Annotated in this window: 12 protein-coding genes; 4 read left to right on the forward strand and 8 right to left on the reverse strand. The window is 52.3% G+C overall.

Translation table 11 applies throughout. From position 1 onward, the window contains the following. Position 1: 1 nt before the first annotated feature. Positions 2-436, reverse strand: coding sequence for a DUF6694 family lipoprotein (locus ACWAU0_RS15920; RefSeq protein WP_033158119.1), 435 nt, complete (start codon positions 434-436; stop codon positions 2-4). 115 nt (positions 437-551) lie between these two features. Between ACWAU0_RS15920 and ACWAU0_RS15925 the strand changes: the two genes are divergently transcribed. Together ACWAU0_RS15925 and ACWAU0_RS15930 are read left to right on the forward strand one after the other, a co-directional pair. Next, the gene (locus ACWAU0_RS15925) at positions 552-2,291 is read left to right on the forward strand and encodes a GTPase (RefSeq protein ID WP_458137235.1); all 1,740 of its coding nucleotides are present in this window, start codon (positions 552-554) and stop codon (positions 2,289-2,291) included. Beyond that, positions 2,272-3,855 (forward strand): GTPase, encoded by a 1,584-nt coding sequence (locus ACWAU0_RS15930; RefSeq protein ID WP_458137236.1) that lies wholly within the window; start codon positions 2,272-2,274, stop codon positions 3,853-3,855. Before ACWAU0_RS15925 ends, ACWAU0_RS15930 begins: the two co-directional genes overlap by 20 nt. 112 nt (positions 3,856-3,967) lie before the next feature. Here the strand turns inward: ACWAU0_RS15930 and ACWAU0_RS15935 are convergent, their stop codons facing one another. Then, positions 3,968-5,584 carry a methyl-accepting chemotaxis protein gene (locus ACWAU0_RS15935; protein ID WP_458137237.1) on the reverse strand — a complete coding sequence of 539 codons (1,617 nt, stop codon included), beginning with the start codon at positions 5,582-5,584 and terminating at the stop codon, positions 3,968-3,970. A gap of 445 nt (positions 5,585-6,029) precedes the next feature. Between ACWAU0_RS15935 and ACWAU0_RS15940 the strand changes: the two genes are divergently transcribed. Beyond that, positions 6,030-6,224 (forward strand): hypothetical protein, encoded by a 195-nt coding sequence (locus ACWAU0_RS15940; RefSeq protein WP_458137238.1) that lies wholly within the window; start codon positions 6,030-6,032, stop codon positions 6,222-6,224. A 91-nt stretch (positions 6,225-6,315) separates the two neighbouring features. Here ACWAU0_RS15940 and ACWAU0_RS15945 read toward each other — a convergent pair whose 3' ends face one another. From ACWAU0_RS15945 to ACWAU0_RS15955, 3 genes are read right to left on the reverse strand one after another with little or no spacing between them, the layout of a single operon-like run. Beyond that, positions 6,316-7,821 (reverse strand): cbb3-type cytochrome c oxidase subunit I, encoded by a 1,506-nt coding sequence (locus ACWAU0_RS15945; protein WP_458137239.1) that lies wholly within the window; start codon positions 7,819-7,821, stop codon positions 6,316-6,318. Next, positions 7,822-8,427, reverse strand: coding sequence for a c-type cytochrome (locus tag ACWAU0_RS15950; protein WP_171695739.1), 606 nt, complete (start codon positions 8,425-8,427; stop codon positions 7,822-7,824). Continuing rightward, positions 8,420-8,758 carry a hypothetical protein gene (locus ACWAU0_RS15955; RefSeq protein ID WP_458137240.1) on the reverse strand — a complete coding sequence of 113 codons (339 nt, stop codon included), beginning with the start codon at positions 8,756-8,758 and terminating at the stop codon, positions 8,420-8,422. The genes ACWAU0_RS15950 and ACWAU0_RS15955 overlap by 8 nt, the downstream gene beginning before the upstream one ends. A gap of 111 nt (positions 8,759-8,869) precedes the next feature. Here ACWAU0_RS15955 and ACWAU0_RS15960 point away from each other — a divergent pair, with 111 nt between their 5' ends. After that, positions 8,870-9,316 (forward strand): Rrf2 family transcriptional regulator, encoded by a 447-nt coding sequence (locus ACWAU0_RS15960; RefSeq protein WP_033156619.1) that lies wholly within the window; start codon positions 8,870-8,872, stop codon positions 9,314-9,316. A gap of 182 nt (positions 9,317-9,498) precedes the next feature. Here the strand turns inward: ACWAU0_RS15960 and ACWAU0_RS15965 are convergent, their stop codons facing one another. From ACWAU0_RS15965 to ACWAU0_RS15975, 3 genes are read right to left on the reverse strand one after another with little or no spacing between them, the layout of a single operon-like run. Continuing rightward, positions 9,499-10,137: an MBL fold metallo-hydrolase gene (locus tag ACWAU0_RS15965; RefSeq protein WP_458137241.1), complete on the reverse strand. Its 639-nt coding sequence runs from the start codon at positions 10,135-10,137 to the stop codon at positions 9,499-9,501. Between the two features lie 59 nt (positions 10,138-10,196). Continuing rightward, a complete protein-coding gene (odhB, locus tag ACWAU0_RS15970; RefSeq protein ID WP_033156617.1) occupies positions 10,197-11,381 on the reverse strand; it encodes a 2-oxoglutarate dehydrogenase complex dihydrolipoyllysine-residue succinyltransferase in 1,185 nt (394 codons plus the stop codon). Further along, on the reverse strand, positions 11,371-14,214 hold the full coding sequence (locus ACWAU0_RS15975) for a 2-oxoglutarate dehydrogenase E1 component (protein ID WP_205450461.1): 2,844 nt from the start codon (positions 14,212-14,214) through the stop codon (positions 11,371-11,373). The genes odhB and ACWAU0_RS15975 overlap by 11 nt, the downstream gene beginning before the upstream one ends. Between the last annotated feature and the right edge of the window lie 32 nt (positions 14,215-14,246).

The raw sequence follows: 14,246 nt of genomic DNA on the forward strand, positions 1-14,246 counted from the left end.
CTTACATGGCGTGCATTTTGTAATCGACTCTTGCCGGTGGGTTTTTGTCACGTTGGTCAGGGGTTTTCTTGCGGTTTTGGTCGATACGTTCTTGCGAGTATTGGGAAATCATTTGGTCCCAGTTGTCGTATTTCTCATAGTCTTTGCTGCCGGCCGCTTTGCGTTTGGCAAACAGTTCTTTACCGGCTTCTACCAATTGTTCCGGTGTCTTGCCATCGATAGCGTCCAAAAACTCCTTGTTATTGCGGATTTCATCGCGTAAGGTCCAGAAAGACACTTCAAACTCGATGCGTTGGTCCAGCGGCAATTTTTCCTTGATTTGACTGATTGATCGATTCACCGTTTTTAAACTGCTGCCGTTGATTTGGTTGCTTTTATTGCAACCGGCTAAAAATGCGCAGATTAAAAAAACCAAAACAGTAGACGCTTTTTTCATGATGTAGCCCCCCAGTGGCTAAATAAACAAACCCGAATTTTGTATTTATAATGGTTGCAACGCGGGTTACCAAACAAACCAAATTACTCGGTAATTAAAAACACAAGCTTACCACATGCTGGAATTTATCCAACTTCTCAAACAGCGTTACCAAACTGTGCTACAGCAGCTGGATAAAAAAAATCCCCAGTACCTGGATTATCAGCAGCGTATAGAACAATTGTTACACGGCGAAGCCTTTATTCGCAAAGGCGAGCTGCTCGACAACAATCCCGGTTTTCCGCTGCAAATCGCCGTCATCGGGCCGACGCAGGCCGGTAAAAGTTCTGTGGTCAATCTGCTGTTAAATGCCAACGCCGCCGGTGTGAGCCCGCTGGCCGGTTACACGGTGCAGGCCCAGGGTTTTTGCCACAGTCTGACGCCTGAGGATTGCGACGGGATGCAGCATTATTTCGGCCGCTTTCAGCGTTTGGAGCAAACTGAATTGCGTCCTGGACGATACGACTGCTATTCGCTTAGTCCTAGCCCCGGCGCCTCGGCCTTGTTACCGGCTTGCGTCTGCTGGGATACGCCTGATTTCGATTCGATAGACGCCGCCGACTATCGGGAAGGCGTGATCCGCACGATTGCCTTGGCCGATATCGTGGTTCTGGTGGTGAGTAAAGAAAAATACGCCGATCAATCGGTGTGGGAAATGATGAAAGCCATCGAGGTTTTCCAGCAGCCAACCCTGATTTGCGTGAATAAACTCAATGAGGGTAGCGAGCAGGTGATTTTGGATTCGTTGCGGCAAAAGTGGCTGCAAACCCGTCACGATCCTTTACCTACTCTGGTGCCCCTGTTATTTCAAAAAGCCCCGGCGGCACCGAACTGGCCGCAATCGGCCTCGCATGCCTTTAACGAACTGGCGAAAAAAGTCACCCGTCACAAACATGTTGCCCGCCAGCAGCAATTAATCAGCCGCTATTGGCTGGACTGGCTAGAACCGGTGTTTGCCGAACACCATGCCCAGCATCATTGGCAAACCCTGGTCGATCAAGCGTTGGCGCAAGCGGTTAAGGAGTACCAGCGCGATTATCTCAACCATCCGCATCATTACGAAACCTTCCAAAACGCTTTATTAAATTTGCTCACCTTGCTGGAAATCCCCGGCATCGCCAAAGCGCTAGGCAAGACCCGGCGGGCCATGACCTGGCCGTTTCGTAAATTATTCGCGTGGGGCGGCGGCACGCCTATCAATCCCAATCAGGAACTCGGGGTGCTGAATCAGTTAGGCGAACATCTCTTGATCCAGATCGCCGACCGCTTGCTGGAAAAGACCGAAACCGAGCCGGCCGATAGCCGCTGGTGGAAAGAAACCGCGATGGCGCTGAGACAAAAACGCGGCGATTTATTACAGATTTACAGACAAGCAGTGATGGACTATCACAGCGATTTTCAACAAGATGTGGAAGCCTCGGCGCAACGTTTATACGTAAAGCTGCAAGAACAGCCGATGATTCTGAATAGCCTGCGCGCCACCCGGGTTACCACCGATGCCGGCGCCTTATTGCTGGCTATTCAGGCCGGTGGCATCGGCGTCCACGATTTGGTGCTCACGCCCTTGATGCTGACCATGACTTCCTTGTTGGCGGAAAGCGCCATCGGTAGCTATATGCATAAGGTCGAAGCCGAATTAAAGCAGCATCAGCTCAATACCGTGAAGACGGCGTTGTTTGAGACCTGCCTGAAACAGCGGCTGTATTTGTTGCCGCAAGGCGTGCTGTCGCCCACCCGTTTTAATATCTCCGAACAACAATGCCACGCCGCGGAGCAGGCGCTGAAAGAGAAGAAACATGGCTTACGATTACTCTGAATTGCTGACCCAAGCCCAGCAATGGGCCGTAGCCGCGCAAGCCGAAGCCCGATTGAGCGCGGAGCGGGCGCAATTATTGACCACAATAGATGCGCGCAGTACGGAAGCTCTATTTGCGGCGAGTCAAACCGACCCGCAGACCAGACCTTTGATTGTGGCGTTCATGGGTGGTACCGGCGTCGGCAAAAGCAGCTTATTGAATCGTTTGGCGGGGCAGGCGATTGCCCGGGCCGGCATCGAGAGGCCCACCTCTCGGGAAGTGACTCTGTATCACCACCAAAGCCTGGCGATTAACAAACTGCCGGCAGGTTTGCCGCTGGACAGTATCAAGATCAGCCAGCACAACGATGCGGCCAATAGCCATATCGTCTGGATTGATATGCCGGATTTCGACAGCATCGAACTCGGCAACAAGCGTTTGGTATTGGAGTGGCTGCCGCATATCGACGTTTTACTGTATGTCGTCAGTCCGGAACGCTACCGCGACAACAAAGCCTGGCAATTGCTGCTGGCGGAAGGCGCGAAACACGCCTGGCTGTTTGTGATGAATCAGTGGGATCGTGGTCAGCCGGTGCAATACGACGATTTTAAACAGCAGCTGGGTAAGGCCGGTTTCACCGATCCCTTAATCTTTCGCACCAGTTGCAGCGAACCGGACGGCGACGAATTCGCCGCATTGTTGGAACAGTTGCGGCAACTGTCCGGACAGCACAGCGTCGCGCAACTGGAACAGCGCAGCCAGCAATTGCGCCGCCAACATTTAAAGCAGACCTTGCAGCAAATGGCTGACGATTTTTCCGGCCGAGACTATGCACAATGTCAGCAAAATTTTGAGGCGCTTTGGCAGCATACCGAAGCCAGCTTGCAGCAAGGTTTGGCCTGGCCGATTAAACAGCTCGCGCAATTCTGGGCGGAGAACCTGGGCCAACCAGCCGACATCAAGCTTTGGGACGACTGGGCGCAGAACCGTCTGAACGATTTGCTGGACGAATTGGTGTTACAAGCCGCACAAGCCAACATCCCCAGCAAACCCTTGAAAGTTGCGTTGCAAGGTATCCGCGATAACACCGAGAAAAACCTGACTGCTCAAACTGAATTGGCCGGTCGACAGGCTTTATTGCAGCCCGGCAACGGTGCTCAGCGTTTTCTGCTGACATTGACGGCGATTTGCGAAACGGTCTTACCGCTGGCGGCGATGGGCGCCGTCGGTTATCAGGTATTCTCCGGCTATTACCATAGCGCCGCTGATGCTACTGCTTACTTGGGTGCCGATTTTGCAATTCATAGTGTGTTATTGATCGGTTTGAGCTGGCTGATTCCGTTTTTCCTGCACAAAAAAATTCAGCCGTCTTTGCATAAAGCAGCATTGAAAGGCTTGCAAAAAGGTTTGCAGCAGGCCTTGGCGGCGGTGATGGCGGAGATCAAGCAGGTGTTGTTGAGCGAGCAGCAACGGAACGAAATGCTGGGTCAGCAGTTGACGCGGTTGATCGAGCGTTGCGGTGCTGAATCAGCGATGGTTGTCGAAAATGGCAGCCTTCTGGGTCGGGTATTATTGGCTAAGTGAGATTATTCAGCTTAAGGTTTGAGTGCTGACATTACCGTAAACTCAGGTGATCCAAGCCTGGAAATCGTTAAGTTTGTGCCTGAGTAACGCAGCCGCATTCTGCGCTGAATGCTTATAATTTGAAGCGTGCAGCCAACTTATCGAGGCTCGCGGCCTGTTGTGCCAATTGTTCTGCGCTCTGCTTGGTTTTCTCTACGGTTTTAGCCAGCGAGTTGGCATTTTGCGAGATCTGTTCCACCCGATTAGCCATATCGCGTGTAGCAGCCGATTGCTGGCCCAGTGCGCCGCTAATCCCGTCTACCGACAGAGTCACGCGGTATTGGGCATCGAGAATTTCGTTGACCGATTGGCCAGCCTGGCTGGACAGCGCTACGCCGGATTCAACGCCGGTTACCCCGCTTTCCATAGCCTGCACAGCGGCTTTGGAGGCTTGACGAATTTTTTCCACCATCAATTTAATTTCACCGCTGGACGTGCTGGTGCGTTCGGCAAGCGTTCTGACTTCGTCTGCAACCACCGCAAAACCTCGGCCGTACTCGCCGGCGCGGGCGGCCTCAATCGCGGCGTTTAGAGCAAGCAGATTGGTTTGTTCGGCGACACCGTGAATTACGTCGACAATACTGGTTATTTCCGAGCTGATAGATTCCAGATTGCGAATGTAGTCAGCCGCATTTACGACAATGGCTGAAATTTTTTGCATCTCTATGGCGGTGGAGCTAATCACTTTGGTGGATAACTCCGCGCGCTGTCCTGATTCGAATGCAACCTGCTTGGCGTCCAGCGCATTACCGTTGACTTGTTCGAGCGATACCGACAGCTGTTCGATAGTGGCCGCCATACTGCAAGCTGCCTCGTAACCGTTATTGGCGATAATCGATTCTTGCGCGGCGGCCTCTAGCAGGTCCGCCGAATATCGATTAAGCTGGAATACGCCGTTGTGCATATCGGAGATTAGATTGTGTAAGTTCTTGCGCATCTGCGCTAACTTTCTGAGAAGTTGTCCGATTTCATCGTCGCCTGCATCGGGGATCACTACCGTCAGGTCGCCGGCGGCGATAGCCCCAGTGACTTTTTCCGCTTGATCAAGGCTGTAGCGGATTTGTTGGATAATCACGTAGGCCATTATCACGAATGCGATTGCCCCCAACAAGGCCAGTCCGACCAGATACCAGGTTGTGCTACCGACGGTTTGGTTAAGGTTTGCCAAGGTCTCATTGGAATATCGGTTGGAAATTTTGACGGTTTCTGCCAATGCTTCGCGATGCCGTTCGTACTGTTCATCCAGACGTTCCATAGCCAGATCCATTGTTTTTACGTCACCTTCCTTGATTGCTGGAATATAGCGCCCCTCCAATTCTTTCCACCACTGATCAGCTTGTTCGCGTTGCGTGCCCAATATGGCTTGTTTTAGTTGGGCGGGAATCTCCTGTGCGGACTCCCAATAGCGATTGCGGGTGTCGTACTCGATTTTCAATTCTTTTAACCGCGCATACTTAGGGTCTTTATCTTTGTCGTGGTATAGCTGCTCGGCCATTAACTGGGCTTCTACCAGAAATAAGGGGGGCGGTAGAATGTCGGCTAGGATGTCTTTACTTTTCCCCATGCGGTGAGCTGCATCGCCGACATAATCTAAGGCGTGATAGCCAAGTAAAGCCAGGCCGGCCAGCAGTAGCGACGCAAACCAAGACATCAGTTGAAGTTTGGCGGCTATCGAAAAACGATTCAGCATAAGCATTCCCCCTATATTAATAACGTGAAAGCTGAGTAGAAATTGTAGAAGAAATTTTCAATGCAACAATCAGTCACTTAGATAGAGCTGAAATATAGGAAAGGCGGTGGGTCAGTCTGCGAGTGAGCGAATATCGACAGATGCTCGGATTACCTACGATTGAGTGGCGTTGACGGTAAGCGAGCTTATTATTTGTCGGGTTTGTGTTGTTTAACAAATGCCCAAACAAGGTGTCGCTTAACGGGGAATGAGCAGGGCTAATCTACCGGTGGTTCTGGTTTATTTCTTGCTGTCAGTTAGCTGAGCCGCAAAATGGCCTGAATTAGCGGTTATTCATGTCGTTTTCATAACATCGCTCAGGCCGAATGTTCGATGGCCTACAGAGTTTCGATCATTCAAGCGGTTCGACCTGTATTTATAAAACCTATATCAAGAGGAACAGACAATGGCAGAGTTTTTTATTGAGATAAGCGCGCAGGAAAATGGCGACCACCTGATTCATAAATCCAGCTGCTCTTTGCTGCCGGCTAAAGAGGCGATTTATTATCTGGGTTCGATCAGCAGCGTGACCAGTGCAGCGAAGAAGGCCAGTGAGAGATTTGCAAAGCCAACCGCTTGTTCGCAATGTTCTCCGGTTTGAGATAAAACCTTTATAAGGCGAATACGCCAGCGTATTCGCCTTAAGCGTTTGAAAAATCGGTGGATGCCCAAGCGGTAAGCACACCGTTGATTTATTGGGCTACTGCTTCGCTGTCAATCACTGCCGCGGGCCGTTGCTCACCCTTGCCGATTTCCAATAAATCCCAGAACAACAAACCGCCGCCCGCCGCCGTCATCAAGCCAAATACCATGCGCCAGACCATTGCTTGCATGAACCAGGGATGATTTTGTGCGGCAAAATAGCCGGCCCAAGTTGAGCCTTCCACCGCGCGTTCGATAAACGATTGTTCGTAGCCGGCGATCAACAACGCCACCGTCATACCCATCACGCCCAGGTTTAATAGTACCGCTGCGGTTTTCCAGCGCCAGCCATTGACCAACTCGCCGCCCATCCAGACATTACCGCGCGCTTGCTGTGCGGCCAGATAGAAGAAGGCGATGTTGATGGTGGCATAAGCCCCGAAGAACGCTAAATGACCGTGCGAAGCAGACCATTGCGTGCCATGAGTGTAGAGATTGATCTGCGGCAAGGTGTGCATGAAACCCCAAACGCCGGCACCGAGAAAATTGCCGAAGGCGTGAGCGATGATCCAGGCCAGGGCGGGGTGGTTGCTGTTTTTGAAGCGATGCGCGCCGGCGTCGTAGATGGAATGCACCACCATTGCTACCAGCGGAATCGGTTCCAGCGCGGAGAAGAAGCCGCCGATGGTAAACCAGTATTCCGGTGTGCCTATCCAGAAGTAGTGATGGCCCAGGCCCAAGATGCCGGAGCCGAACATCAAGGCCACTTCGATATATAGCCAGGTTTGTACGACATTGCGGCGCACGCCCAGCAGCTTCATCAAGCTCCAGGCCATGATGCAGCCTACCAAGACTTCCCAGGTGGCTTCCACCCACAAGTGAATCACCCACCACCACCAGTATTGATCGACGGAAATATTGGTCACATAAAACATGCCGGCTAAATACAAACCGGCCAGAGCGACCAGATCCAAAGTCAACACGCCGGCGATGCCCGACCATTTGCCCTTGGCAAAAGTGGCGGCGACGTTATAGAAAAAGGTCAATACCACCACGACGATGCCAATGTCGGCCCAGCGTGGTGCTTCGATATACTCGCGGCCTTCGTTGATCAACCAGAGTGAGGTATCGGTACCGCTGCCGATTTGAATCAGCAAGTACACCAAGACCACGACGGTGACGGCGCCGGTCAATACCCAGAACGCCAATTGTCCCCATTTCAGGCCGACGATTTCGACGCCGCTTTCATCTTCCAGAAACCAGTACACCGAGCCGAGGAAACCGTACAGCATCCATACCACCATGGCGTTGATGTGCACCATGCGGTTGACGTTGAAATCCAGGATTTCATAGAGAAAGCTGGGGAAGATGAATTGCAGACCGGCCAACAGGCCGAACAGCAATTGCGCCATAAACAACACCATCGCCACGGTAAAGTAATGTACCGCCAGTTTTTGGCCGCCGCTCAGATGGGGGTTGGTCATGAGCTCGGTATGGCGTTGCTTGCAACCGGCCCAGCAGTTCGCCGCTTTTTCTTGATAAGCTTGTAAGGTCATTTATTGTTCCTCTTCGCCCAGCGCGATGAAATTATGCGGAAAGCCATTGGTGTCGATAGACGACATCCATTTCAGGAAAGCAACGATGGCTTCCGCTTCGGGTGGTGTGATGTCCAGATTGGGCATCTTGCGGTTGGAGCCGTAGGTGCGGGCATTTTTTTCCGGATCGAGCAGGAAATTCACCATCATTTGTTCGCGCGATTCTTTAGCCCCCCAGCCTTGGTCCAGCCAGGCTTTGGTCAAGTCCGGCGCGTAGTAGGCGCCGTTGCCGAGCAGGGTGTGGCAATTCATGCAGTTCTTGGCTTGTACGGTTTTTTTGCCGTGATCGATCAGTTTTTCGGCGTCTTCTTCGCTCAAAGTTTTGCCGAACAACGGTGCGTCCTCGCCTATGGTGGGTTGGTAGCGCTGCTTGGCTTTGTCGAAGCGGTAGCTGATGTCTTTGTTTATCACACTATAAGCCGGCACGCGCGGGCCGCCGGCACTGATTTGTTTCATCGAATCGAAGCTTAAAATAACCAGCAGCACAAAAGACCCGCCGGTCACCCAGATCGCGGTTTTTTTCCAGAATGTTTCCGACGCCCAGCGGGGCGGACTTTGCTCAGTCATGATGATCTCCAGATTGATGAGAGTGGTGAGTATCTGCATCGTGCGTCGCGGCGCACAACTTCCAGATAAAACGCGGCATCCAGCCGTAGCCGAGTACCATTAACAAGGACAGCAGCAGCCAATAATCGTTAAAATGATTGACGTAGCTGAACACGCCGACGCAAATCAACAAAGCAGCGTAGATTAACCAGGCGGCAAACTCGAATTTACGGCGGCCGCTGATCTTGGACCAGGCATACAACGCCGCATACACGGTAGCCAGCAAGATGATCAACGCCGCACTGAAAAAGCTCAGGAAAAAATCGGATAGGGCAACGGGTTCGATCAACATTAAATTTTACCGCCGGACAGTTTTATAACATGCGTTTAAAATGCAACTTTCGGGCAAGTGTAAGCGTCATTAACATTTATTTCAAATACGGCTTTTACCAAATTCACCGACATGCAATTGACTGCACATACCGATTACGCGCTGCGCGTACTGATTTATCTGGCTATCAACACTGAAAAACGGGTAACAATTACTGAATTAGCCGATTTTTTCGGCATCTCCAGAAACCACTTGGTCAAGGTGGTACACAAACTGGGCGTAAAAGGTTTTGTGCTGACGGTACGCGGCAAAGGGGGCGGCATTTGTTTGTCGCGGCCGGCGCGGGAGATCAGTGTCGGCAATGTGGTAAGGGAAGTGGAGGGGCACTTTCAGATGGCAGAATGTTTTAATCCCAAAAAGCAGGGTAGTTGTGCGCTGGAGAAAGGGTGCGGGCTGATAGGATTGTTAGGCGGCGCTGTCGAGCAGTTTTTACAGACTTTGGACAAGGCGGTTTTGAGCGATTTGGTACCAGGGCCCCGGCCGAGTGGCTTGGATGGCGTACCGCTAAAACAGGGTTGAGGCATTGCAATGTTTAGGATGGGTAGAGCGAAGCGAAACCCATCAAGTGTCCTCAAACTGATGCGATGGGTTTCGGCTATCGCCCCTACCCATCCACCATTGTCAATAAAATCCGCTGGCAGCTATTTATCCAGAATGCTAGTTCCTCCGTTTTAACCTGTCCTTGGGCTGGTTTTTTTCGGTTAGCGGTAGGCTCCAACAAAGGGATTGCTGCGCATTTCCGCGCCAAAAGTAGACATAGGGCCGTGACCGGGGATGAATTTCACGTCCTCTCCTAAGGGCCAGAGTTTTAATTCAATCGAGTCGATCAAAGTTTGATGGTCGCCTTTTGGAAAGTCGGTGCGACCGATCGAGCCCTTGAATAGTACATCGCCGACCAGCGCCAGGCGCTCGTCCTCGCTGAAATACACCACATGGCCAGGTGTGTGTCCGGGGCAATGAATTACCAGTAACACTTCATTACCCACCTTAACCGTATCGCCGTCGTTCAGCCAACGCTGTGGGGTAAAACTCACCGATTCAGGAAAACCGAACATCCGGCATTGCTGCGCCAAGGCCTCGATCCAGAAGTTATCTTCAATTTGCGGGCCGATGATCGGCAACGAGAGTTTTTCCGCCAACTCCGCCACGCCGCCAACATGGTCGAGATGGCCGTGGGTGACCAGAATCGATTCCAGCTCCACGCCTCGCTTTTTGACTTCCTTCAGCAATACATCAAGGTCGCCGCCAGGGTCGACCAGAGCGGCTTTATTGGTTTGTTCGCAGACCAGTAAGGTGCAGTTTTGTTGATAGGCGGTGACCGGAATAATGGTGTAGCGCATGAAATTGATGTTGGCTGGAGGTTGGACTCCCGCTCGCGCGGGAGTGATAGATCAGTATCTTAGATATTTAGTAATAAATGTGCCGGCGCTTCCAGACACTCTTTGATGATACCCAAAAATTGCACCGCTTCCTTGCCGTCTATCAAGCGATGGTCGTAGGACAAGGCTAAGTACATGATAGGCCGAATCACGATTTCTCCGTTTTCCACCACCGGCCGGTCCTTGATGGCGTGCATACCCAAAATTGCACATTGCGGCGGATTCAGAATGGGCGTGGACAACATGGAGCCGAAGATGCCGCCGTTGGTGATGGTAAAGGTGCCGCCGCTGAGGTCTTCGACGCTGATCGAGCCGTTGCGGGCTTTATTGCCGAAATCGTGTATGCCTTTTTCGATGCCGGCGAAATCCAGTTGGTCAGCATCGCGCAAAATCGGCACGATTAGGCCGCGCGGTGTAGTCACGGCGATGCCGATGTCGTAGTAGCCGTGGTAAATGATGTCGCTGCCGTCAATGGAAGCGTTAATGGCCGGGAAGCGTTTTAAGCCTTCAATCGATGCCTTGACGAAGAACGACATGAAGCCCAGCTTGATGCTGTGTTTGGTTTCGAAACGATCTTTGTAGTGATTGCGCAGATCGATGACGGCACTGAGATTGACTTCGTTGAAGGTGGTCAGCATCGCCGCGTTTTGCTGGGCTTGCAGCAAGCGTTCGGCCACTTTGGCACGTAAGCGGGTCATCGGCACCCGCTGCTCCGGTCTCAAGCTGGCGACAGCTGTGGCGGACAACGGCGAGTGGGTTTCCGCTGCCGGCGCGGGAGTAGGAGCAGGTGGCGCGTCTTTCGCTTGCGTGTTTAAGAAATCCAAGACGTCGGTTTTCAGAATCCTGCCATGTTTGCCGGAGCCGGCGATGGCTTGCGGATCAAGATCCTTTTCGGCAACCAGTTTGCGAACGGAAGGGCTAAGCACGGCTTCTTCGGTTTTTTCGGTTACCTGGGCCGGTTTGGCTTGCTGGGCGTCGAGTTTGGCGAGTAGTTGGCCGCCGACCACGGTTTCGCCGTCTTGTACCACCAGTTCCAGCAGAGTTCCGGATTTGGGGGCCGGTACTTCCAGGATGACTTTGTCGGTTTCGAGATCAGCCAGATTGTCGCCTTCGTTTACCCATTCGCCCGCCTGTTTGTGCCATGCGACTAAGGTGGCATCGGATACGGATTCGGGAAGGCTGGGGACCAGTATTTCAAAGCTCATGTGTATTTCCTTCGTTGCTGCCATAGAGCGCGGCGTTTACCACGGCGCGTTGTTCATTGAGATGGGTTTTGTAATTGCCGACCGCCGGAGAAGCCGACGCGACCCGGCCGGCATAACTGATCGGGATATTCTTGTCTAGCAAATCGAAAAAATGGTGCTTGCTTTGGTACCAGGCGCCTTGGTTTTTAGGCTCTTCCTGACACCAGACAATATGTTCGACATTGGGATATTTGTCGATTTCGCGTTTGAATTGTTCGTTCGGAAACGGGTAGAGCTGCTCGATACGAATAATCGCGACATGGCGCAGTTGCTCCTGATCCAGGCGGCGGGCCTCCAACAAATCGAAATAGACTTTGCCGGCGCACAATACTATGCGTGTGACATGGTAGGGATCGATATCGTCTTGTTCGCCTATCACGTTCAAAAATTCGCCGTCGGTTAAATCGCTGAGTGTCGATACCGCCAGCTTGTGTCGTAGCAGGCTTTTCGGGCTCATGACGATCAGCGGCTTACGATATTGGCGTAACATTTGCCGGCGCAGCAAATGAAAAATTTGCGCCGGGGTGGTGGGTACGCAGACTTGGATATTGTGGTCGGCACACAACTGTAAATAGCGCTCCAGGCGAGCCGAGGAATGTTCCGGGCCTTGGCCTTCAAAACCGTGCGGCAGCAGCATCACCAAGCCGCTGAGTTTGCCCCATTTGGTTTCACCGGAGGAAATGAATTGGTCGATGACCACTTGCGCGCCGTTGGCGAAATCACCGAATTGCGCTTCCCAGATCACCAATTTATTGGGTTCGGTGGAGCTGTAGCCGTATTCGAAACCCAAGACGCCGGCTTCCGAGAGCAGCGAGTTAAAGATTTGGGCGCGGCCCTGATTTTCGCTCAAATGTTTCAGCGGGATGTAGTTTTCACCGTTGGCCTGATTCAGCAAAATAGCATGGCGATGCGAGAAAGTACCGCGGCCGATGTCCTGGCCGGTCAATCGCATGTCATATTTTTCCAGTAGCAGCGACGCATAAGCCAAATTTTCTGCGAAACCCCAATCCATCGGGATTTCGCCGGCCGCCATTTTATTGCGGTCATCCATGACTTTGGCGACTCTGGGGTGCAACTCAAAACCCTCCGGCAAGCTTTGCAAGCGTTGGTTGCAGAATTGGAGATACTCCAAGCTTATCGAGGTATCAGCTGGCGTGTCCCAATGTTTGTTTTGATAAGGCACCCAGCGCGCTGAGTATGAGTAAACATTGTTTTCGATAATCGGCCGTGATACCGGTTGCCCCTCGTTGAGCAGTTGTTGGTAATCCTGCTCCATTTTCTGCACCATGTCTTCGGTGACGACACCTTCCGCCATTAATTTTTGAGCATAGATTTGCGGCGGCGTTTGGTGGTCGCGGATGGATTTGTACATCATCGGCTGGGTAGCCGCCGGTTCGTCGGCTTCGTTGTGGCCGTGGCGGCGATAGCAAATCAAGTCGATAACCACATCTTTATGAAAGGTATTGCGGTAATCCAATGCCAATTGCGTGATGAAAATCACCGCTTCCGGATCGTCGCCGTTGACGTGAAATACCGGCGCCTGAATCATGTTGGCAACGTCGGTGCAATACAGGGTGGAGCGCGCGTCGAACGGGTTGCTGGTGGTAAAGCCGATTTGGTTATTAATGACGATATGTACCGTTCCGCCCGTTGAAAACGCCCGCGTTTCCGACATATTCAAGGTTTCCATCACAATACCCTGGCCGGCAAACGCGGCGTCGCCGTGAATTAATATCGGCAAAATTGCGTCAAAACCATCCGGGCCATGGCGATCTTGGCGGGCTTTTACTGAACCTTCCACCACCGGATTGATGATTTCCAAATGCGAGGGGTTGAAGGCCAGCGTCAAATGAATCGGGCCACCCGGTGTGGCGATATTGGACGAAAAGCCTTGGTGGTATTTGACGTCGCCGGTCAATACGCCGGGCGAGGACGTGTGAGTGCCCTCGAATTCGCCGAACAATACCGCCGGGCTTTTACCCAATATATTAATGAGTACGTTCAACCGGCCGCGGTGGGCCATGCCGATGACGATTTCCTTGCCTTTGTGTTCGCCGGCGCGTTGGATTAATTCGTCCAGTATCGGAATTAAAGACTCACCACCTTCCAGCGAAAAGCGTTTTTGGCCGACATATTTGCGGTGCAGGAAGCGCTCCAAGCCTTCGGCCGCGATCAGCAACTTTAAAAGCCATTGGCGTTTTTCCGGGTGGCTGCTGAAATCCGGTTTTGCGCCTTCCAGTTTATCCTTGATCCAACGCTTCTTCTCGTCATCGACGATGTGCATGTATTCGCTGCCGATGCTGCCGCAGTAAATCTCGTTAAGCGTTTGAATAATGGCTTTTAAGGGCAAGCGATCAACGCCGCACAAACCGCCGGTGTCGAACAGTGTGCTCATGTCCGCATCCGTCAAACCATAATATATGGGTTCTAAGTCGGCTGGAATGCTTTGCGATTGGCCAAGCGGGTTGTTGGAAGCTATCTGGTGGCCCTTGACCCGGTAATGATTGATCAAACGGGCTACCGCTGATTGCTTCTTGACGCTTTGCTCGGTAAAGCCCTGCATTCTGGCCAGTCTGCCTGGTTCTGCAATCGCCAATTTTTCGAAGCGTTCCACAATCACGCTGTGCGGCGTGTCTTCGGTGGCGCCACTGCGAATGTGGTCGAAGCGCTGTCGCCAGCTCGGGCTGATGGATTCCGGATTGCTCAAGTACTGTTCGTACAAGTACTCGATGAAATGGGCGTTGCCTCCGTACAATGAGGAGGACTCTTCAAATTGTTTAAGCAGGCTACTCATGCAAACATCCAGGTTTTCGGCAAGTTCAGCCG

The sequence above is a fragment of the Methylomonas sp. Uni0009 genome, assembly GCF_054188105.3.